The organism is Enterobacter sp. 186315 (genome assembly GCF_053290175.1).
This window is the reverse complement of sequence record NZ_JBPTTK010000031.1, coordinates 1-22,107: the sequence shown is the minus strand read 5'-3', so window position 1 is coordinate 22,107 and position 22,107 is coordinate 1. Positions and strand designations below refer to the sequence as shown.

Genomic DNA, 22,107 nt, shown 5'->3' with positions numbered 1-22,107 from the left:
CATTACTCATACTCGGCCCGACACATTGCCACAGTATCTTCAATTAAGCGACGCGCCACGGTGCCCGGCGGCGGTAACAGGGGTAAATCGTCGTAGCGATACCAGTCCGCCGACAGCAGCTCTTTCTGGTCGATGACGATCTCGCCGCTGTCGTATTCAGCCATAAAGGCGGTCATTAGCGACTGCGGGAAGGGCCACGGCTGAGAGGTGACGTAGCGCAGGTTTTTCACCTTGATGCCGCTCTCTTCCATCACTTCGCGCGCGACCGCCTGCTCCAGCGTTTCGCCCACTTCGACGAACCCAGCCAGCACGGTATGCACGCCGTTGCGATGGCGGGTGTGCTGCGCCAGCAAAATGGAATCATCACGACGAATGGCGACAATGATGCACGGGGCAATTTGCGGGTAGTAGCGTTCGCGGCAGTGGCTGCACAGCATCGCCCACTCGGTTTTGCTCGGGTGCATGGTGTGGCCGCAGTAGCCGCAGTATTTGTGCGAGCGGTAGAACTCCGCGAGCTGCACGCCGCGACCGGCAAGCTGAAACAGCCCGACATCCAGATCGAGCACCTGGCGAACGGATCCCATATCCTGACGGCGCGCCTGCTGAACCAGCCATACCGACTCGCCCTGCCACTCGCCGATCCTGAGCGCAGGTTGCCCCACCAGATCGAACGTGTCCGCCGCGCCAAACGGGATTTCGCCCGCAGGAAGCCATAATTTTTGTTCGTGGCAGACTAACCACCAGCCGCGATCTGATTTTTCAATAATACGATCCATATCTATTGCACTACCTTCGCTTCACTGACATGTTGTTAGCATTGTGATTACATTTTGGGTACGCAGAGTTAATTCTAAACCTTGTGGAGTCGAACATGTTAAACCAGCTAGAAAGCCTTACAGAGCGCGTTGGAGGAAGTAACACACTGGTGGATCGCTGGCTACATGTGCGCAAGCATCTGCTCGTTGCTTATTACAATCTGGTCGGTATTAAGCCTGGCAAAGAATCCTACATGCGTCTGAACGAAAAAGCGCTGGATGATTTTTGTCAGAGCCTGGTCGACTACCTGTCCGACGGCCATTTCAATATTTATGAGCGCATTATCCGCGAAATGGAAGGCACAGGTCTCGCATTAACCGCGTCGAGGCTTTATCCGCAGCTGGAGGACAATACCCAGCAGATTATGGATTACTACGACTCCACGCTTGAGAACGCTATCGATCACGATAACTATCTTGAGTTCCAGCAGGCGCTGTCCGATCTGGGCGAGGCGCTGGAAGAGCGCTTCACGCTGGAGGATAAGCTTATTTGCCTGGCGCTGGATAACAATCTGAAGCTCGGCAACGAAGAGAACGTCGCGCCACCCGCTTGAGTTCTGAGTCGTTAACGAGTAGTTTACAAACATTCGCCCCTCTTCGGAGGGGGATTTTTCTTGTCGGAGTGCCTAGCGTTGCCAAAACGCAGGCTGAGACCGTTAATTCGGGATCCGCGGAACCTGATCAGGCTAATACCTGCGAAGGGAACAAGAGTCTATCTGCTGTTGTATCGCCTCCGGGCGATCTCCTCTTGCTTCATCCGTCGTCTGACAAGCCACGTCCTTCACTTTTGGAATGAGCTATGTCTGCCACAAAACTGACCCGCCGCGAACAGCGCGCAAACGCACAACGCTTCATCGACACTCTGGAAGGCACCGCTTTCCCCAACTCAAAACGGATCTACATTACCGGCTCCCAGGCGGATATTCGCGTGCCGATGCGTGAGATCCAGCTAAGCCCTACCCTTATCAGCGGCAGCAAAGAGCACCCGCAGTTTGAAGAGAACGAAGCAATCCCGGTGTACGACACCTCCGGCCCCTACGGCGACCCTGAGGTGGCGATTAACGTGCAGCAGGGGCTGGCAAAGCTGCGCCAGCCGTGGATTGACGCCCGCGCCGATAGCGAGGCGCTAAACGAGCAAAGCTCCGCGTATACCAAGGAACGCCTTGCTGACGACGGTCTGGACGAACTGCGTTTTACCGGCCTGCTGACGCCAAAACGCGCCAGAGCGGGCAAACGCGTGACCCAGCTGCACTACGCCCGTCAGGGGATCGTGACCCCAGAGATGGAGTTCATCGCCATCCGCGAGAACATGGGCCGCGAGCGCATCCGCAGCGAGGTGCTGCGCCACCAGCATCCGGGCGAGGGCTTTGGCGCGCGCCTGCCGGAAAATATCACCCCGGAGTTTGTGCGTGACGAAGTGGCCGCCGGGCGCGCCATTATTCCCGCCAATATCAACCACCCGGAATCCGAGCCGATGATTATTGGCCGCAACTTCCTCGTGAAGGTGAACGCCAACATCGGTAACTCTGCCGTGACGTCGTCTATCGAAGAGGAGGTGGAAAAGCTGGTGTGGTCAACCCGCTGGGGCGCGGACACGGTGATGGATCTCTCCACCGGGCGTTACATCCACGAAACCCGCGAGTGGATTTTGCGTAACAGCCCGGTTCCGATCGGCACCGTCCCGATTTATCAGGCGCTGGAAAAAGTGAACGGCATAGCAGAAAACCTCACCTGGGAGGCCTTCCGCGATACGCTGCTGGAGCAGGCCGAACAGGGGGTGGATTACTTCACCATCCACGCGGGCGTGCTGCTGCGCTACGTGCCGATGACCGCCAAACGCCTGACCGGGATTGTCTCGCGCGGCGGTTCGATCATGGCGAAATGGTGCCTGTCCCATCATCAGGAAAACTTCCTCTACGAACATTTCCGCGAGATTTGCGAAATCTGCGCGGCCCACGATGTCTCGCTGTCGCTGGGCGACGGCCTGCGCCCCGGCTCGATTCAGGACGCCAACGACGAAGCGCAGTTTGCCGAGCTGCATACCCTGGGCGAGCTGACCAAAATTGCCTGGGAGTATGACGTGCAGGTGATGATTGAAGGCCCGGGACACGTACCGATGCAGATGATCCGCCGCAACATGACCGAAGAGCTGGAGCACTGCCACGAAGCGCCGTTCTACACCCTGGGGCCGCTGACCACCGATATCGCGCCGGGCTACGACCACTTCACCTCCGGGATTGGCGCGGCGATGATTGGCTGGTTTGGCTGCGCGATGCTCTGCTACGTGACGCCGAAAGAGCACCTCGGCCTGCCGAACAAAGAGGACGTGAAGCAGGGGCTGATCACCTACAAAATCGCCGCCCACGCGGCGGATCTGGCGAAGGGCCATCCGGGGGCGCAAATCCGCGATAACGCCATGTCGAAGGCACGCTTTGAATTCCGCTGGGAAGATCAGTTCAACCTGGCCCTCGACCCGTTCACCGCCCGCGCTTATCACGACGAAACTCTGCCGCAGGAGTCCGGCAAAGTGGCGCACTTCTGCTCCATGTGCGGGCCAAAATTCTGCTCGATGAAAATCAGCCAGGAGGTGCGCGACTACGCTGCCGCCCAGGCCATCGAGGTGGGAATGGCGGAGATGTCCAAGAACTTCCGCGCGAAAGGCGGCGAGATCTACCTCAAAAAAGAGGAGGCATAATGTACCAGCCCGATTTCCCAACGGTTCCCTTCCGGCTCGGCCTTTACCCGGTGGTGGACAGCGTGATGTGGATTGAGCGTCTGCTACAGGCCGGCGTTCGCACCCTTCAGCTGCGCATCAAGGATAAGCGCGATGACGAGGTAGAGGCCGACGTGGTCGCCGCCGTTGTGCTGGGGCGGCAGTACAGCGCCCGGCTGTTTATCAACGACTACTGGCGGCTGGCGATTAAGCACCGCGCTTACGGCGTGCATCTGGGTCAGGAAGATCTGGAGACCACCGATCTGAGCGCCATTCGCGAGGCGGGGCTGCGGCTCGGCGTGTCAACGCACGATGACATGGAAATTGATATCGCCCTCGCCGCGCGTCCGTCCTATATCGCCCTCGGCCACGTCTTCCCGACGCAGACCAAGCAGATGCCGTCGGCGCCGCAGGGGCTGGCGCAGCTTGCTCGCCATATCGAGCGTCTGGCCGATTACCCGACCGTCGCCATCGGCGGGATTAGCCTTGAACGCGCCCCGGCGGTGCTGGAAACCGGCGTGGGAAGTATCGCCGTGGTCAGCGCCATCACGCAGGCCGCTGACTGGCAGGCAGCCACCGCGCAGCTGTTAACGCTGGCAGGAGCGGGTGATGAACGATCGTGACTTTATGCGCTACAGCCGCCAGATCCTGCTGGAGGATATCGCCATCGACGGGCAGCAAACGCTGCTCGCCAGCCGGGTGCTGATTGTCGGTCTGGGGGGCTTAGGCGCACCGGCCGCGCTGTATCTGGCGGGTGCAGGCGTGGGCACGCTGGTGCTGGCGGACGACGACGAAGTTCACCTCAGCAACCTGCAACGCCAGATCCTCTTTACCACGGACGATGTTAACCAGCCGAAGGCGCAGATCACCCGGCAGCGGCTGAACCAGCTGAACCCGGATATCGAGCTGATTGCCCTTCAGGAGCGCCTCCACGGCGAAAACCTGCGTCGCGAAGTGGCGCGTGCGGATGTGGTTCTGGACTGCACCGACAACATGGCTACGCGGCAGGCCATTAACGCCGCCTGCGTGGCGCAGAATATCCCGCTGGTGAGCGCCAGCGCGGTGGGTTTTGGCGGGCAGCTCATGGTGCTGACGCCGCCGTGGGCGCAGGGATGTTACCGCTGCCTGTGGCCAGACGATGCCGAGCCGGAGCGCAACTGCCGCACGGCGGGCATTCTTGGCCCGGTGGTGGGCGTGATGGGAACGCTTCAGGCGCTGGAAGCCATCAAGCTGCTCTGCGGCATGGACACGGAGCGCAACACGCTGCGCCTGTTCGACGCCCGCTCCGGCGGCTGGCGGCACCTGGCCCTGCACCGGGCCAGCCACTGTCCGGTATGCGGAGGCCACCATGCGCATTCTCTTTAACGATGAGCCGATGACGTGCGACGACGATCTCACCGTGGCGGGGCTGCTCGACAGGCTGCGCCAGCTTAAGCCGGGCACCGCGCTGGCGCTAAATCAACAGATCCTGCCGCGCGAGCGGTGGGAACATCAGCAGGTGAGCGAAGGCGACAGCATCCTGCTTTTTCAGGTTATCGCAGGGGGTTGAGATGTTACGTATTGCCGACAAAACCTTTGAGTCACACCTCTTTACCGGCACCGGAAAATTCGCCTCACCGCAGCTGATGGTAGACGCCATCCGCGAGAGCGGCAGCCAGCTGGTGACGCTGGCGATGAAGCGCGTTGACCTGCGCAACCACGGCGATGCGATCCTCGCGCCGCTGCTGGCGGCGGGGGTGACGCTTCTGCCGAACACGTCCGGCGCCAAAACGGCGGAAGAGGCCATTTTTGCCGCGCAGCTGGCGCGAGAAGCGCTGGGCACGCACTGGCTGAAGCTGGAGATCCACCCGGACGCCCGCTGGCTGCTGCCCGATCCGATTGAAACCCTGAAAGCGGCGGAAGCGCTCGTTAAACAGGGCTTTACGGTCCTGCCCTACTGCGGCGCGGATCCGGTGCTGTGCAAGCGGCTGGAAGAGGTCGGCTGCGCGGCGGTGATGCCGCTGGGCGCGCCGATTGGCTCCAACCAGGGGCTGGAAACCCGGGCGATGCTGGAGATCGTCATCGAACAGGCGACGGTGCCGGTAGTGGTTGACGCGGGGATTGGCGTGCCGAGCCACGCCGCGCAGGCGCTGGAGATGGGGGCCGACGCGGTGCTGGTGAACACCGCCATTGCGGTGGCTGACGATCCGGTGACGATGGCGCGCGCGTTTCGCCTGGCGGTTGAGGCGGGGCTGCTGGCGCGGGAGTCCGGTCCCGGCACGCGCAGCGCGCAGGCGCAGGCCACCAGCCCGCTGACCGGTTTTCTGGAGGCCTTCTGATGACCACCTTTACCGACCGCTGGCGGCAGCTCGACTGGGACGATATTCGCCTGCGCATCAACGGCAAAACACCGGCGGACGTGGAGCGGGCGTTAGCGGCCCGTCACCCGTCCCGCGACGACCTGATGGCCCTGCTCTCTCCGGCGGCCAGCGCGTATCTGGAGCCAATGGCCCAGCGGGCGCAGCGGCTCACCCGCCAGCGTTTTGGCAACACGGTGAGCTTCTACGTGCCGCTTTATCTTTCCAACCTGTGCGCCAACGACTGCACCTACTGCGGCTTTTCCATGAGCAACCGCATTAAGCGCAAAACGCTCGATACATATGAGATTGCGCGCGAGTGTGCAGCCATCCGCGAGATGGGGTTTGAGCATCTGCTGCTGGTGACCGGCGAGCATCAGGGAAAGGTGGGGATGGACTATTTTCGCCAGCATCTCCCGGCGATACGGCGGGAATTTGCGTCGCTACAGATGGAGGTGCAGCCGCTGTCTCAGGACGAATACGGGGAGCTGAAGACGCTGGGGCTGGACGGGGTGATGGTCTATCAGGAAACCTATCACGAGGCGATGTACGCCCGGCATCACCTGAAGGGCAAAAAGCAGGATTTCTTTTTCAGGCTGGAAACGCCGGACCGGCTCGGGCGCGCGGGGATCGACAAAATCGGTCTGGGGGCGCTGAGCGGGCTGTCCGACAGCTGGCGGGTGGATTGCTATATGGTGGCGGAGCACCTGCTCTGGCTACAGCAGCACTACTGGCAAAGCCGCTACTCGGTCTCGTTCCCGCGCCTGCGCCCCTGTGCCGGGGGCATTGAGCCTGCGTCGCTGATGGATGAACGCCAGCTGGTGCAGACTATCTGCGCGTTTCGCCTGCTCGCGCCGGAGGTGGAACTGTCGCTCTCCACGCGGGAATCGCCAGCGTTTCGCGACCGCGTGATCCCCCTTGCCATTAACAACGTAAGCGCCTTTTCCAAAACGCAGCCGGGCGGTTACGCCGATAACCATCCTGAGCTGGAGCAATTTGCCCCGCATGACGACCGACGCCCGGAAGCCGTTGCCGACGCGCTGGCGGCGCAGGGGTTGCAGCCGGTGTGGAAAGACTGGGACAGCTGGCTGGGAAGAGCCTCGCAGCCGCGCTGAAAGGGGATGTAATCACAAAGAAACTCTACGAGCCGCCTCGTAAGTTCAAAACCGGGTGATTGCCGTGCAGCGCCCGGTTTTTTTATTCTTGCTTCGTCAGCAACGGACGCTGACCAGGGCGAAAAGCTTCTTCCTCGTTTCGCCCTGCCCCCTGCCCACACTTAAGAAAATTTGAATTAATCAATTTTTCTTAAGCGAAATCATCTCGCCGGGGACAAGATTTTGTATAATTCGTCATCAGCATGGCGGCAACGACTATGCTGAAGGGAGATCAGTTGCACTCACGTTTTACCTCATCTGGACAGATGCAAGACTCATGGCACTTCATACCAAAAAACTCTCGTTCACCAGGCCAATCATGGTTAGCTTCGCAGGGATATTATTCAGCTTTGGCCTGATCGCTGCGTTTATCATGCTGACTCAGCGGAATGATTTTCTCGATGATTATCATAAGATTAACGGAAACTTCACCCATAACCTGGCGGTGAACTATACCGAATCTATCCTGCGGGAGAACGACTACATTCTGGGGCGCGCGGCGACCTTCTTCGCGCGCAATAACCGGCTGGATCAGACGGTTGTTGCCAATCCCGAAGAGGGGTTGCAGGTGTTAATGCATCTGCAAAACCTGATGCCGTCGGTCTCCTCTATTTCGCTGGCCGACACCGAGGGGCACTACCTGCGCGCGCCGGAAGTGCGCCTGACGGAGAAAAGTAAGGGCTACGATGCCCGTACGCGCCCGTGGTTTGTCGGGCAGGCCGAAGCCAGCACCTTCAGCCACTATACCCATCCCTATCTGGACTATTTCACCGAGCATCCGACGGTGACGGTCTATAAGCCGGTTATTTCCCCGGAAGGACGGCTCAAAGGCTCGCTCGCGTTTCACCTGGACCTGACCTCGATGGGCTATACCCTGCGTCAGATGGTGGCCCCCGTTCAGGGCGAATTTTTTGTCGTCGAGCGCGACGGTGCCGTGGTGTTACACCCGGATACCGGCGCGCTGTTTAAGCAGTACGTGAGCGAAGCGCTGATGGACAAAATGACCAGCGGCGAGGGGCATATTTACGACAAGAAAACGAAGACCTGGTATTACTACTACTCCTTCACCAACCCGGACTGGTTCGTGATTTACCGCGTATCGAACGCGACGCTCAGCGAGACTACCCGCCATGAGACCACGATTGTTGGGTGGGGATTTGCGCTGGCCGCGCTGATTATCGTTCTGTTTGGTCTGTACCTGCGTCATGCCTCCCGTACCGTGCTGATGAACATCATCAACGCAATAAAAACCGGGGATGTCAGTCAGGCGCCGCGCCTTGAAGCAATGCTCAGCCATACCATCCAGAGCAATAAAGAGCGTGAGGAGGCCTATGTTCGCCAGGCCACGCACGATGCGCTCACCGGCTGTAAAAACCGCCGCGCCTTTGACAGCGACGTGGCTGCCCTTCTCGAAAACCATCAGCCGTTTATGCTGGCGCTGGTGGATATTGATAACTTCAAATCCATCAATGACACCTGGGGTCATTTGAGCGGCGACATCGTTCTGCGCAGCGTCGCGCGGGAAGGCTTGCAGGTGATGCAGCCGCAAAACGTGTCGGTTTATCGCTATGGGGGCGAAGAGTTCGCCGTGATCTTCACCACGGAGATGTTCGACTCCTCTCTTGAGCTGCTGGAAAGCTGGCGACTCGCCGTGCAAAACCGCGTCTGGCGGGAAGATAATCTGCACGTCACCTTTAGCGCCGGGCTTGGCGAATGGCATTTTGAGCCGCTGGATAAGTTCGTTGCCAGCGTCGATGGCGCGCTCTATAAAGCCAAACAGCAGGGCAAAAACCGCATCCTGCTCACCTCCGCAAACTAATCCCCTTTCCTTTTTTAATGCCCGTTTCGACGGGCATATTCTGTTCTGCCACAAAATTGTAACCGGTTTCAGAAAATTGCTGATTTCTTTGTGATGCCAGACACACAATCGCGGTAAACCGGTTGTTGAAGCCGACTGCACGGGATAATTATCAATAAACACATGTACATCGAGGCTGACTATGAAGAACATTGTTTTATGCTGTGCAGCGGGAATGTCGACCAGCATGCTGGTTCAACGAATGAAAGATGCCGCGCAAAAAAAAGGGGTGGAAGTCACGATCAAAGCCGTCCCGGTCGCGGAATTTAAAGACAATATTGCCAGCGCCGACATCGTATTACTGGGGCCACAGGTGAAATACGAACTGGCAAAACTTCAGGCGCAGGCTGAACCACTGGGCAAGAAGGTCGCGGTGATCGATATGATGGATTACGGCATGATGAAAGGCGATGCCGTACTGGATAAAGCCCTCAAACTGCTGGAGTGATCCGTGGACGATTTAGAAACGACGATTATGGAGCTGCTGGTCAACGCGGGTGCGGCGCGCAGTGCAGCCCTTACCGCATTGCAGATGGCGCGCAAAGGCGATTTTGACGAAGCCGAAAAAGCGATGGAAGAGTCGCGCGAATACGTTAAGCATGCTCACACTATCCAGACGCAGCTGATCGGTTTTGATGAAGGCACCGGAAAGCTGCCGGTGAATCTAATCACCGTCCACTCTCAGGATCACCTGATGAACGCGATGGTTATCCAGGATTTGGCGGGCGATATGATTGAGCTTTATCGCCGGTTGCCGTTGATTAACTAATAACGGTTTTTGCGATCGTAAGCCGGATACCCGGCAAAAAAAAACCCGCCGAAGCGGGTTTTTTATTTGGCTGCATCAACGATTACTCGTTGTCGGAACCGCCCAGACCTGCGTTCAGCAGTTCTGCCAGGCTCGCCGATGCATCTTCCGCAGTCACCTGCGGTGCAGCTGGCAGTTCGCCTGCTGCGCGACGACGCATACGATCCTGGTGGTACGCATAACCCGTACCAGCCGGGATCAGACGACCCACGATAACGTTCTCTTTCAGACCGCGCAGTTCATCACGTTTACCCGCTACAGCTGCTTCGGTCAGGACACGCGTGGTCTCCTGGAACGATGCTGCGGAGATGAAGGACTCGGTTGCCAGAGAGGCTTTGGTGATACCCAGCAGGTCACGTGCGTAGGTCGCACTGACTTTGCCGTTCGCTTCCAGCTCGCGGTTCGCGATCTTGACGCGTGAGTATTCAACCTGCTCGCCTTCCAGGAAGTCGGAGCTGCCCGCGTTTTCGATGGTTGCTTTACGCAGCATCTGACGAACGATAACTTCGATGTGCTTATCGTTAATCTTAACGCCTTGCAGACGGTAAACGTCCTGTACTTCGTTGGTGATGTAACGCGTTACCGCGTGTACGCCACGAAGACGCAGAATGTCGTGCGGTGCTTCTGGACCATCGGAAACAACGTCACCACGTTCTACACGTTCACCTTCGAACACGTTGAGCTGACGCCACTTAGGAATCATCTCTTCGTACGGCTCGCTACCATCTACTGGAGTAATAACCAGACGGCGTTTACCTTTGGTTTCTTTACCGAAGGAAATGATACCGCTGATTTCTGCCAGGATCGCAGGCTCTTTCGGACGACGTGCTTCGAACAGGTCCGCAACGCGCGGCAGACCACCGGTAATATCTTTGGTACCGCTGGATTCCTGTGGAATACGCGCCAGAGCATCACCCGCACCGATCTGTACGCCATCTTCCAGCTGTACAATCGCTTTACCCGGCAGGAAGTACTGCGCAGGCATGTCGGTACCTGGGATCAGAACGTCGTTACCCTGAGCATCAACGATTTTCAGTGCAGGACGCAGATCTTTACCACCGGCAGTACGTTCAGCAGAATCCAGAACCACCAGAGAAGACAGACCGGTCAGCTCGTCGGTCTGACGAGTAATGGTCTGGCCGTCGATCATGTCAGTGAAGCGGATGAAACCACTTACTTCGGTGATGACCGGCATGGTGTGTGGATCCCAGTTTGCAACGGTTTCACCGCCGGCAACCTGCTCGCCATCACCTTTCGCCATAACCGCACCGTAAGGCACTTTATAGCTCTCTTTGGTACGACCGAATTCGTCGATCAGTTTCAGCTCGGTGTTACGTGAGGTCACAACCAGCTTGCCAGCGGAGTTAACAACAGACTTCGCGTTGCTGAGCTTGATGCTACCTTTGTTTTTCACCTGGATGCTGGATTCAGCAGCCGCACGAGATGCCGCACCACCGATGTGGAACGTACGCATCGTCAGCTGTGTACCCGGCTCACCGATTGACTGTGCCGCGATAACGCCGATTGCTTCACCTTTGTTGATGATGTGGCCACGCGCCAGGTCACGACCATAGCAGTGAGCACACACACCGAAATCGGTGTCACAAGATACAACGGAACGCACCTTCACGGAGTCAACAGAGTTCTCTTCCAGCAGGTCACACCAGTGCTCGTGCAGCAGCGTGTTGCGTGGAACCAGAATGTCTGCGGTACCCGGCTTCAGAATGTCTTCCGCGGTCACACGACCCAGTACGCGATCGCGCAGTGGCTCTTTAACATCACCACCCTCGATAACCGGGGTCATGGTGATACCTTCGAGGGTGCCACAATCGTCTTCGGTAACAACCAGATCCTGCGCAACGTCAACCAGACGACGCGTCAGATAACCGGAGTTCGCTGTTTTCAGTGCGGTATCCGCCAGACCTTTACGCGCACCGTGAGTAGAGATGAAGTACTGGAGTACGTTCAGACCTTCACGGAAGTTCGCGGTGATTGGCGTTTCGATGATGGAGCCATCTGGCTTCGCCATCAGACCACGCATACCTGCCAGCTGACGAATCTGTGCTGCGGAACCACGCGCACCGGAGTCGGCCATCATGTAGATGCTGTTGAAGGAAACCTGCTGCTCTTCTACGCCGTCACGGTTAATCACGGTTTCGGTTTGCAGGTTATCCATCATCGCTTTGGATACACGATCGTTCGCCGCTGCCCAGATATCGATAACTTTGTTATAGCGTTCGCCCGCGGTTACCAGACCAGACTGGAACTGCTCCTGGATCTCAGCAACTTCAGCTTCCGCTTCAGAGATGATCTCGTGTTTCTTCTCTGGGATGACCATGTCATCAATACCAACAGATGCACCTGAACGCGCTGCATAAGCAAAGCCGGTGTACATTGTCTGGTCAGCGAAGATAACGGTCGGCTTCAGACCCAGAATGCGGTAACAGGTGTTCAGCATTTTGGAGATCGCTTTCTTGCCCAGCGCCTGGTTGACGATGGAGAAAGGCAGACCTTTCGGAACGATCATCCACAGAATCGCACGGCCAACGGTCGTGTCTTTCAGGCTGGTTTTCGCAACGAATTCGCCGTTTTCATCTTTTTCGTATTCGGTGATACGCACTTTAACGCGCGCATGCAGAGAGGCCAGGCCAGCGCGGTAAATACGCTCAGCTTCTTTAGGGCCAGTCAGCACCATGCCTTCGCCTTTGGCGTTAACACAGTCACGGGTCATGTAGTACAGACCCAATACAACGTCCTGAGAAGGAACGATGATTGGTTCACCGTTCGCTGGGGACAGGATGTTGTTGGTAGACATCATCAGCGCACGCGCTTCGAGCTGGGCTTCCAGCGTCAGCGGTACGTGAACAGCCATCTGGTCACCATCGAAGTCGGCGTTATAGGCCGCACAAACCAGCGGGTGCAGCTGGATAGCTTTACCTTCGATCAGTACTGGCTCAAATGCCTGGATACCCAGACGGTGCAGTGTTGGTGCACGGTTCAGCAGTACCGGGTGTTCGCGGATCACTTCGTCCAGGATATCCCAAACGACAGCTTCTTCACGCTCAACCATTTTCTTAGCGGCTTTGATGGTGGTGGCGAGGCCACGCAGTTCCAGCTTGCCGTAGATGAACGGTTTGAACAGCTCCAGTGCCATTTTCTTCGGCAGACCGCACTGATGCAGACGCAGGTATGGACCTACGGTGATTACAGAACGACCGGAGTAGTCAACACGCTTACCGAGCAGGTTCTGACGGAAACGACCCTGCTTACCTTTGATCATATCGGCCAAAGATTTCAGAGGACGTTTGTTAGAACCGGTGATCGCACGACCGCGACGGCCGTTATCCAGCAGGGCATCAACCGCTTCCTGCAACATACGTTTTTCGTTACGTACGATGATATCTGGCGCAGCCAGATCCAGCAGGCGCTTCAGACGGTTGTTACGGTTGATTACGCGACGATACAGATCGTTCAGATCGGACGTTGCGAAACGACCACCATCCAGCGGAACCAGCGGACGCAGATCTGGCGGCAGAACCGGCAGAACGGTCAGGATCATCCACTCTGGTTTGTTACCAGACTGAACGAACGCTTCCAGCAGTTTGATACGCTTGGTCAGCTTTTTACGCTTGGTTTCGGAGTTGGTTTCGTTCAGCTCTTCACGCAGCTGCTCGCACTCTTGCTCCAGATCCATGCTCTTCAGCAGGGCCTGGATAGCTTCCGCACCCATCTTCGCGTCGAATTCGTCACCGAACTCTTCCAGCGCGTCCAGATACTGTTCTTCGGTCAGAATCTGGTTACGTTCCAGGTTCGTCATACCGCCTTCGATCACAACATAAGATTCGAAGTACAGAACACGTTCGATATCGCGCAGCGGCATATCCAGCAGCAGGCCGATACGGGACGGCAGAGATTTCAGGAACCAGATGTGAGCGGTCGGAGAGGCCAGCTCGATGTGGCCCATGCGCTCACGACGCACTTTAGTCTGGGTCACTTCAACGCCGCACTTCTCACAGATCACACCACGGTGCTTCAGGCGCTTGTACTTACCGCACAGGCACTCGTAGTCTTTTACTGGCCCGAAAATACGCGCACAGAAAAGGCCGTCACGCTCAGGTTTGAACGTACGGTAGTTGATGGTTTCCGGCTTTTTAACTTCACCGAAAGACCATGAACGGATCATGTCTGGCGAAGCCAGAGCAATTTTGATCGCATCAAACTCTTCGGTTTTAGTTTGCGCTTTCAGAAACTTTAATAAGTCTTTCACGGATTTGCTCCCGTCGGAGTTAGCACAATCTGGTGTCGGGTATTACCCCGACACCAGTGACCTGTTTGAGCGAGAGTTACTCGTCTTCCAGCTCGATGTTGATACCCAGAGAACGGATCTCTTTCAACAGTACGTTGAAGGATTCCGGCATACCTGGTTCCATCTGATGGTTACCGTCGACGATGTTTTTATACATCTTCGTACGGCCATTCACGTCATCAGACTTAACGGTAAGCATTTCCTGAAGGGTGTATGCTGCGCCGTATGCTTCAAGCGCCCACACTTCCATCTCACCGAAGCGCTGACCACCGAACTGAGCCTTACCACCCAGCGGCTGCTGAGTAACCAGGCTGTAAGAACCGGTAGAACGCGCGTGCATTTTGTCATCGACCAGGTGGTTCAGTTTCAGCATGTACATGTAGCCAACGGTAACCTGGCGCTCGAACTGCTCACCGGTACGACCGTCGAACAGTGTGATCTGACCGGAAGTCGGCAGGCCACCCAGCTGTAACAGTTCCTTGATTTCAGACTCTTTCGCACCGTCAAATACTGGCGTTGCGATAGGCATACCTTTACGCAGGTTCTCAGCCAGACGCAGAACTTCATCATCGCTGAAGGTGTTCAGGTCAACTTTCTGACGAACGTCGGTGCCCAGATCGTAAGCACGCTGGATGAACTCGCGCAGTTTCGCGACTTCCTGCTGCTGTTTCAGCATGGCGTTGATTTTCTCGCCGATGCCTTTTGCAGCCATACCCAGGTGGGTTTCAAGGATCTGACCGATGTTCATACGCGATGGTACGCCCAGCGGGTTCAGTACGATATCTACCGGCGTACCGTTAGCATCGTGTGGCATATCTTCGATCGGGTTGATCTTGGAGATAACACCCTTGTTACCGTGACGACCTGCCATCTTATCACCAGGCTGGATCTGACGTTTAACGGCCAGATAAACCTTAACAATCTTCAGCACGCCTGGTGCCAGATCGTCGCCCTGAGTGATTTTACGGCGCTTCGCTTCGAGTTTTTTCTCGAATTCGTGTTTCAGTTCGTCATACTGCTCAGCCAGCTGTTCCAGCTGATTTTGTTTCTCTTCGTCGGTCAGACCCAGTTCCAGCCAGCGATCGCGTGGCAGTTTGTCGAGCTTCTCAGCTTCAACGCCACCGGCAACCAGCACCGCATAAATACGGCTGAACAGACCCGCTTCGAGGATTTGCAGTTCTTCAGACAGGTCTTTCTTAGCCTGTTTGAGCTGCATCTCTTCGATTTCCAGCGCACGTTTATCTTTCTCAACGCCGTCACGGGTGAAGACCTGAACGTCGATAACCGTACCGGAAACACCGTTTGGTACGCGCAGAGAAGAGTCTTTAACGTCAGACGCTTTCTCACCGAAGATAGCACGCAGCAGCTTCTCTTCTGGCGTCAGCTGGGTTTCACCTTTCGGCGTTACCTTACCAACCAGAATGTCGCCACCGGTCACTTCCGCACCGATGTAAACGATACCGGATTCATCCAGTTTGGAGAGCGCAGCTTCACCCACGTTAGGGATGTCAGCGGTGATCTCTTCTGGCCCCAGCTTGGTGTCACGGGACACACATGCCAGTTCCTGAATGTGGATCGTGGTGAAACGGTCTTCCTGAACAACACGCTCGGAAACGAGGATGGAGTCTTCGAAGTTGTAACCGTTCCACGGCATGAACGCTACGCGCATGTTCTGACCGAGCGCCAGTTCACCAAGGTCGGTAGACGGGCCATCAGCCAGCACGTCGCCGCGCTCGATTGGCTCACCCAGAGACACGCATGGCATCTGGTTGATACAGGTGTTCTGGTTAGAACGGGTGTACTTGGTCAGGTTATAGATGTCGATACCTGCTTCACCTGGGTACATCTCGTCTTCGTTAACTTTGATAACGATACGGGAAGCATCCACGTACTGAACAGTACCGCCACGTTTAGCAACCGCAGTTACACCGGAGTCAACGGCAACAGCACGTTCCATACCGGTACCAACCAGCGGCTTATCAGCGCGCAGAGTTGGAACGGCCTGACGTTGCATGTTCGCACCCATCAATGCACGGTTGGCGTCATCGTGTTCCAGGAACGGGATCAGGGACGCACCGACGGAAACCACCTGCTGGGTGGAAACGTCCATGTAGTCAACCTGGTCACGGCTGAACAAGCTGGATTCGCCTTTGCTACGGCAGGTAACCAGATCTTCTACAAAGTGGCCTTCGTCATCCAGGTTGGAGTTCGCCTGAGCGATAACGTAGTTGCCTTCTTCGATAGCAGACAGGTAGTGAATTTCGTCGGTTACAACACCGTCAGTCACTTTACGATACGGAGTCTCAAGGAAGCCGTATTCGTTAGTCTGTGCGTACACGGACAGGGAGTTGATCAGACCGATGTTTGGACCTTCAGGCGTTTCGATTGGACACACGCGACCGTAGTGAGTCGGGTGTACGTCTCGAACTTCAAAGCCTGCACGTTCACGAGTCAGACCGCCTGGGCCGAGCGCAGAGATACGACGTTTGTGCGTAATCTCAGACAGCGGGTTGTTCTGGTCCATAAACTGAGACAGCTGGCTGGAACCGAAGAACTCTTTCACTGCTGCTGAAATCGGCTTGGCGTTGATCATATCCTGAGGCATCAGGGTATCCAGATCGCCCAGAGACAGACGCTCTTTCACCGCACGCTCAACACGTACCAGGCCAACGCGGAACTGGTTTTCCGCCATTTCGCCTACGGAACGGATACGACGGTTGCCGAGGTGGTCGATATCATCCACTTCGCCTTTGCCGTTACGGATATCAATGAGCTTCTTCATCACTTCGATGATGTCTTCTTTGCTCAGGATACCGGAACCTTCGATTTCGTCGCGCAGCAGAGAACGGTTGAACTTCATACGACCAACCGCAGACAGATCGTAGCGGTCTTCAGAGAAGAACAGGTTCTCGAACAGGCTTTCAGCTGCTTCGCGAGTTGGCGGCTCACCAGGGCGCATCATGCGGTAGATTTCTACCAGAGCGCTCAGGCGATCGGTCGTCGGGTCGACGCGTACAGTCTCAGAGATGTACGGACCGTGGTCCAGATCGTTGGTGAACAGCGTTTCGATACGTTTGTGGCCAGACTGGCTCAGCTTAGCCAGCAGATCCAGGCTCAGCTCCATGTTCGCCGGGCAGATCAGCTCGCCAGTTGATTCATCAACGTAATCTTTCGCGGATACTTTTCCTGCAATGTATTCAACCGGGACTTCGATGTGTTTGATATCATCTTTTTCCAGCTGACGGATGTGACGCGCAGTGATACGGCGGCCTTTTTCCACATACACTTTGCCGTCGGCTTCGATGTCGAACGACGCGGTCTCACCACGCAGACGTTCCGGCACCAGCTCCATTTGCAGCTTGTTGTCGCGGATTTCAAAGACCACTTTCTCAAAGAACAGATCCAGAATCTGCTCAGTCGTGTATTGCAGCGCACGCAGGATAATGGTTGCAGGCAGTTTACGACGACGGTCGATACGGACAAACAGGTTGTCTTTCGGATCGAACTCGAAGTCCAGCCATGAACCACGGTAAGGAATGATACGTGCGTTATATAGTACTTTACCGGATGAGTGCGTTTTACCTTTATCGCTGTCGAAGAAGACGCCCGGGCTACGGTGCAGCTGGGAAACGATAACACGCTCAGTACCGTTGATAACGAAAGTACCGTTGTCTGTCATGAGTGGAATTTCACCCATGTAGACTTCTTGTTCTTTAATGTCTTTAACGGTGCCTTCAGGCGCTTCGCGCTCGTAGATCACCAGACGCAGTTTTACGCGCAGCGGTGCGGAATAGGTCACGCCGCGGATCTGACATTCCTGAACGTCAAACACCGGTTCGCCAAGGCGATAGCTGACATATTGCAGCTCGGAGTTACCGCTGTAGCTCTGAATCGGGAACACGGAGCGGAATGCAGCTTCCAGACCGTACTGCCCTTCAGGATCTTGCTCGATAAACTTCTGGAACGAGTCAAGCTGGATAGAAAGGAGATATGGGACATCCAAAACTTGTGGACGTTTGCCAAAATCCTTACGAATACGTTTTTTCTCGGTATAGGAGTAAACCATAGGGTTCCTCAGCTCGCTGACAAGTCGACCCATCTGTCCGACGAAGGGACAGTTTGTGCAACACCATTTTGTTGATCGGAAAATGGAACACTTTCCGCAATGCCTGTTGCTATCACGCTTAAACCATTTCGTCGCGATTTACACAGAGCGAGCACCCTGTCGCAATATATTAAGTCGTCGATAGAAACAAGCATTGTCAGGACAACCAGCAGTCAAACAGTGTGAAATGCTACTGATGCCTTACAGCGCAAAAAGGCTGGTGACTAAAAAGTCACCAGCCATCAGCCTAATTACTTAGGCTGCAACCAGAAAAGTTGGCTTATTTAACTTCAACTTCAGCGCCAGCTTCTTCCAGAGATTTTTTCAGTGCTTCTGCGTCGTCTTTGCTCACGCCTTCTTTCAGCGCAGCTGGAGCAGATTCTACCAGGTCTTTAGCTTCTTTCAGACCCAGGCCAGTTGCGCCACGTACTGCTTTGATAACAGCAACTTTGTTAGCGCCAGCAGCTTTCAGAATTACGTCGAATTCAGTTTTTTCTTCAGCAGCTTCAGCCGGGCCAGCAGCTACAGCTACAGCAGCAGCAGCGGAAACACCGAATTTTTCTTCCATTGCAGAGATCAGTTCTACAACGTCCATTACGGACATAGCTGCAACTGCTTCAATGATTTGATCTTTAGTGATAGACATTTAAATTGTTCCTGAAAATCAGAATAAGTTTATACGTAAGCAAATGCTTTAAAAAGATAACTGCTATTAAGCAGCTTCTTTCGCATCGCGAACAGCAGCCAGAGTGCGAACCAGTTTGCCAGCCGAAGCTTCTTTCATGGTTGCCATCAGGCGTGCAATTGCTTCTTCGTAGGTCGGCAGGGTTGCCAGGCGATCGATTTGCGATGCCGGGATCAACTCACCTTCAAAGGCTGCAGCTTTAACCTCAAATTTTGCATTCGCTTTCGCGAACTCTTTGAACAGACGAGCAGCAGCGCCCGGGTGTTCCATAGAGTATGCAATCAAGGTTGGACCAACAAACGTGTCTTTCAGGCACTCGAACTGAGTACCTTCAACTACGCGGCGCAGCAGGGTGTTACGAACAACACGCATGTAAACGCCAGCTTCACGACCTGCTTTACGCAGTTCAGTCATTTTATCTACAGTAACGCCACGGGAATCCGCAACTACTGCAGACAGCGCGCCTTTGGCTACTTCGCTGACTTCAGCAACAATCGCTTGTTTGTCTTGAAGATTTAAAGCCATTAGCTTTGCTCCTGGATGTTTGCCGGAACTCATGTTCCGGAACTCACTTCACTCTCCCCAACGGAAAGAGCGTCTTAATACGGTGAGCAGAAACAAGCCAGAGTATTAAAAATAATCTTAGCGTTCTGTCACCGTCTACGCAGGGGATTAAGTTTCTTGCGAAACACCTGCGGTCTTCGACGGAGGCCTGGATAGGCCAGGCTCCAACGAACAAATCTTTTAGCCGCTAACTTCGTTAGCAAACGTGGGGGTAAGATTGTAGACAAAATCACCGCCCACGTAAAGGCATTAGTTTGCAGCAGCGCTCAGGCCAGCCTGGTCAACTGCAACACCTGCACCCATGGTGGTGGAGATGCTAACTTTCTTGATGTACACGCCTTTCGCCTGAGTTGGTTTTGCTTTTTTCAGCGCAACCAGCAGAGCTTCCAGGTTTTCTTTCAGTTTGTCAGCGTCAAAGTCCACTTTACCGATGGTGGTGTGGATGATGCCGTTTTTGTCGTTACGATAACGAACCTGACCCGCTTTAGCGTTTTTAACCGCTTCAGCAACGTTAGGGGTTACAGTACCGACTTTCGGGTTTGGCATCAGGCCGCGTGGACCCAGAACCTGGCCCAGCTGGCCAACAACGCGCATTGCATCAGGAGATGCGATAACAACGTCAAAGTTCATTTCGCCTTTTTTGATCTGATCAGCCAGATCTTCCATACCTACCAGTTCAGCGCCGGCAGCTTTAGCAGCTTCAGCGTTTGCACCCTGAGCAAATACAGCTACGCGTACGGAACGGCCAGTACCGTGTGGCAGTACAGTTGCGCCACGAACGTTCTGATCGGATTTACGAGCGTCGATACCGAGGTTTACAGCAACGTCCACGCTTTCAACGAACTTAGCAGTAGCCAGTTCTTTCAGCAGAGAGATAGCTTCGTTGATGTCGTACTGTTTGGTCGCATCAACTTTGTCACGGATCACGGACATGCGCTTGGTCAGTTTAGCCATTTCTTAGTCCTCCACTACCAGGCCCATGGAACGTGCAGTACCTTCGATTGAGCGAGTCATCGCTTCAATGTCAGCACCGGTCATGTCGGCAGCTTTGGTCTGCGCGATTTCCTGCAACTGAGCGCGGGAAATTTTACCCACTTTGTCTTTGTTCGGTTTACCGGAACCAGACTTGATACCAGCCGCTTTCTTCAGCAGAACTGCTGCTGGAGGGGTTTTGGTAACGAAAGTGAAAGAACGGTCAGCGTAAACAGTGATTACAACTGGGATTGGCAGACCTTTTTCCAGGGATTCAGTTTTTGCGTTGAACGCTTTACAGAATTCCATGATGTTCACACCCTGCTGACCCAGAGCTGGACCAACTGGTGGACTTGGGTTCGCCATACCAGCTGCAACTTGCAGCTTGACGTAGGCTTGTACTTTCTTAGCCATTCTAAAATCCTCTGATTGGGTGATAACGCCTCAGTGAGGCTCCCCGTGAATAAAATTCGTTTTACGGGCCGAGACCCATAAAAACAAAAGGCGCGAAATTGTATTCCAATCTCGCGCCCTGTGCAACGACTAAATCGCCGCTTTTTTGATCGCTGTTTAGGCTTTTTCGACCTGCGCGAAGTCCAGTTCTACCGGAGTCGCACGACCGAAGATAGATACGGAAACTTTCAGGCGGGACTTCTCGTAGTCCACTTCTTCAACCACGCCATTAAAGTCAGCGAACGGACCGTCATTAACACGCACCATTTCACCCGGTTCAAACAGCGTTTTAGGACGCGGCTTATCACCAACCTGTTGCAGGCGGTTCATAATCGCATCAACTTCTTTGTCGCTGATTGGCGCCGGACGGTCAGACGTGCCGCCGATAAAGCCCATCACACGCGGTACGCTGCGCACCAGGTGCCAGCTCGCGTCGTTCATAACCATTTGAACCAGTACGTAACCCGGGAAGAATTTGCGCTCGCTCTTGCGACGCTGGCCGCCACGGATCTCGACCACTTCTTCGGTCGGAACCATAACTTCGCCAAACAACTCTTCCATGTTGTGTAATTTGATGTGCTCACGCAGCGACGTTGCTACGCGGCCTTCAAAACCGGAAAACGCCTGAACGACGTACCAGCGCTTTTTAGGGGCTTCAGACATCTTAGAACCTCAGGCCAGTGATAAAGGATACCAGGCGAACCAGAATACCATCCAGTCCCCACAGGATCAGTGACATTACAGCGGTTACCGCCGCTACGATCAGCGTGGTGTGCAATGTTTCCTGGCGAGTCGGCCAAATTACTTTGCGGACTTCGGTACGCGCTTCACGGGCAAATGCGACGGTCGCTTTGCCTTTCGTCGTCAACAGCGCGACACCACCCGCTGCAGCAATCAGAATTACCACTGCAAGCGCGCGTAGCGGCAGCATCATGTCACGATAAAGATAGTTGCCAACGATCGCTACGATAAGCAGCACGGCTACAACTACCCATTTCATCGCTTCCAGGCCGCGCCCGCTCCCTTGAGCTTCGGTATTCGCACTCATAAACCAACCTGTCAGAAGTATTCTACAAACATTTTCACCCCGCGATCGCGAGGCAAACCAATCGAAATGCGTATTCGCTTTTCGGATTATACGCTCTCAGCAGAGCCTGTCTCAGCAATGATTATGACAAAAATAATCACTGATGAGCCAGGTTCTGATGTGAAAGCGTGCAAAAAGGGCATCAAATGATGCCCTTTTCATGCGCATTGCGTCAAATATTATCAGCAATTAGCCGAGAACTTTAGCAACAACGCCCGCGCCAACGGTACGGCCGCCTTCACGGATTGCGA

General features: G+C 55.2%; 19 protein-coding genes and 1 riboswitch. Of the genes, 10 read left to right on the top strand and 9 right to left on the bottom strand.

Going from position 1 to position 22,107, the window contains the following annotated elements; translation table 11 throughout:
• Window positions 1-2 precede the first annotated feature (2 nt).
• Window positions 3-776 (bottom strand): NAD(+) diphosphatase, encoded by a 774-nt coding sequence (nudC, locus tag ACSVHP_RS21710; protein WP_447552925.1) that lies wholly within the window; start codon window positions 774-776, stop codon window positions 3-5.
• 95 nt (window positions 777-871) lie between these two features.
• Between nudC and rsd the strand changes: the two genes are divergently transcribed.
• From rsd to ACSVHP_RS21660, 10 genes are all read left to right on the top strand, one after another.
• Window positions 872-1,369 carry a sigma D regulator gene (rsd, locus tag ACSVHP_RS21705; protein WP_234671501.1) on the top strand — a complete coding sequence of 166 codons (498 nt, stop codon included), beginning with the start codon at window positions 872-874 and terminating at the stop codon, window positions 1,367-1,369.
• A gap of 54 nt (window positions 1,370-1,423) precedes the next feature.
• A riboswitch (TPP riboswitch) is annotated at window positions 1,424-1,536 on the top strand.
• 78 nt (window positions 1,537-1,614) lie between these two features.
• Window positions 1,615-3,510, top strand: a complete 1,896-nt coding sequence (gene thiC, locus ACSVHP_RS21700) for a phosphomethylpyrimidine synthase ThiC (protein WP_447552924.1) — start codon at window positions 1,615-1,617, stop codon at window positions 3,508-3,510.
• Complete coding sequence (gene thiE, locus ACSVHP_RS21695; protein ID WP_447552923.1) at window positions 3,510-4,151, top strand: thiamine phosphate synthase; 642 nt, start codon at window positions 3,510-3,512, stop codon at window positions 4,149-4,151. The genes thiC and thiE overlap by 1 nt, the downstream gene beginning before the upstream one ends.
• A complete protein-coding gene (thiF, locus tag ACSVHP_RS21690; protein WP_447552922.1) occupies window positions 4,138-4,893 on the top strand; it encodes a thiazole biosynthesis adenylyltransferase ThiF in 756 nt (251 codons plus the stop codon). The genes thiE and thiF overlap by 14 nt, the downstream gene beginning before the upstream one ends.
• Entirely contained in the window at window positions 4,877-5,077 is a 201-nt protein-coding gene (gene thiS / locus ACSVHP_RS21685) for a sulfur carrier protein ThiS (protein WP_447552921.1), read from the top strand. Before thiF ends, thiS begins: the two co-directional genes overlap by 17 nt.
• Window position 5,078: 1 nt before the next feature.
• On the top strand, window positions 5,079-5,846 hold the full coding sequence (gene thiG / locus ACSVHP_RS21680; protein WP_447552920.1) for a thiazole synthase: 768 nt from the start codon (window positions 5,079-5,081) through the stop codon (window positions 5,844-5,846).
• On the top strand, window positions 5,846-6,979 hold the full coding sequence (gene thiH, locus ACSVHP_RS21675) for a 2-iminoacetate synthase ThiH (RefSeq protein WP_447552919.1): 1,134 nt from the start codon (window positions 5,846-5,848) through the stop codon (window positions 6,977-6,979). The genes thiG and thiH overlap by 1 nt, the downstream gene beginning before the upstream one ends.
• A 316-nt stretch (window positions 6,980-7,295) precedes the next feature.
• A complete protein-coding gene (locus ACSVHP_RS21670; RefSeq protein ID WP_447552918.1) occupies window positions 7,296-8,837 on the top strand; it encodes a sensor domain-containing diguanylate cyclase in 1,542 nt (513 codons plus the stop codon).
• A gap of 181 nt (window positions 8,838-9,018) precedes the next feature.
• Window positions 9,019-9,324 carry a PTS sugar transporter subunit IIB gene (locus tag ACSVHP_RS21665; protein WP_417314783.1) on the top strand — a complete coding sequence of 102 codons (306 nt, stop codon included), beginning with the start codon at window positions 9,019-9,021 and terminating at the stop codon, window positions 9,322-9,324.
• A 3-nt stretch (window positions 9,325-9,327) separates the two neighbouring features.
• Window positions 9,328-9,645 carry a PTS lactose/cellobiose transporter subunit IIA gene (locus ACSVHP_RS21660; RefSeq protein WP_234671463.1) on the top strand — a complete coding sequence of 106 codons (318 nt, stop codon included), beginning with the start codon at window positions 9,328-9,330 and terminating at the stop codon, window positions 9,643-9,645.
• 82 nt (window positions 9,646-9,727) lie between these two features.
• Here ACSVHP_RS21660 and rpoC read toward each other — a convergent pair whose 3' ends face one another.
• The 8 genes from rpoC to secE all read right to left on the bottom strand — a co-directional run bounded on the left by rpoC (window position 9,728) and on the right by secE (window position 21,817).
• Entirely contained in the window at window positions 9,728-13,951 is a 4,224-nt protein-coding gene (gene rpoC / locus ACSVHP_RS21655; protein WP_234671461.1) for a DNA-directed RNA polymerase subunit beta', read from the bottom strand.
• Between the two features lie 76 nt (window positions 13,952-14,027).
• Window positions 14,028-18,056 (bottom strand): DNA-directed RNA polymerase subunit beta, encoded by a 4,029-nt coding sequence (gene rpoB / locus ACSVHP_RS21650; RefSeq protein ID WP_234671459.1) that lies wholly within the window; start codon window positions 18,054-18,056, stop codon window positions 14,028-14,030.
• A gap of 319 nt (window positions 18,057-18,375) precedes the next feature.
• Complete coding sequence (rplL, locus tag ACSVHP_RS21645; protein ID WP_006176746.1) at window positions 18,376-18,741, bottom strand: 50S ribosomal protein L7/L12; 366 nt, start codon at window positions 18,739-18,741, stop codon at window positions 18,376-18,378.
• 66 nt (window positions 18,742-18,807) lie between these two features.
• Window positions 18,808-19,305 (bottom strand): 50S ribosomal protein L10, encoded by a 498-nt coding sequence (gene rplJ, locus ACSVHP_RS21640; protein ID WP_001207203.1) that lies wholly within the window; start codon window positions 19,303-19,305, stop codon window positions 18,808-18,810.
• Window positions 19,306-19,593: 288 nt separating this feature from the next.
• Window positions 19,594-20,298, bottom strand: a complete 705-nt coding sequence (gene rplA / locus ACSVHP_RS21635) for a 50S ribosomal protein L1 (protein ID WP_234671456.1) — start codon at window positions 20,296-20,298, stop codon at window positions 19,594-19,596.
• Between the two features lie 3 nt (window positions 20,299-20,301).
• Window positions 20,302-20,730: a 50S ribosomal protein L11 gene (gene rplK / locus ACSVHP_RS21630; RefSeq protein WP_008503452.1), complete on the bottom strand. Its 429-nt coding sequence runs from the start codon at window positions 20,728-20,730 to the stop codon at window positions 20,302-20,304.
• Window positions 20,731-20,886: 156 nt separating this feature from the next.
• Entirely contained in the window at window positions 20,887-21,432 is a 546-nt protein-coding gene (nusG, locus tag ACSVHP_RS21625; RefSeq protein WP_003862341.1) for a transcription termination/antitermination protein NusG, read from the bottom strand.
• A 1-nt stretch (window position 21,433) separates the two neighbouring features.
• Window positions 21,434-21,817, bottom strand: coding sequence for a preprotein translocase subunit SecE (gene secE, locus ACSVHP_RS21620; RefSeq protein WP_003862342.1), 384 nt, complete (start codon window positions 21,815-21,817; stop codon window positions 21,434-21,436).
• Window positions 21,818-22,107 lie beyond the last annotated feature (290 nt).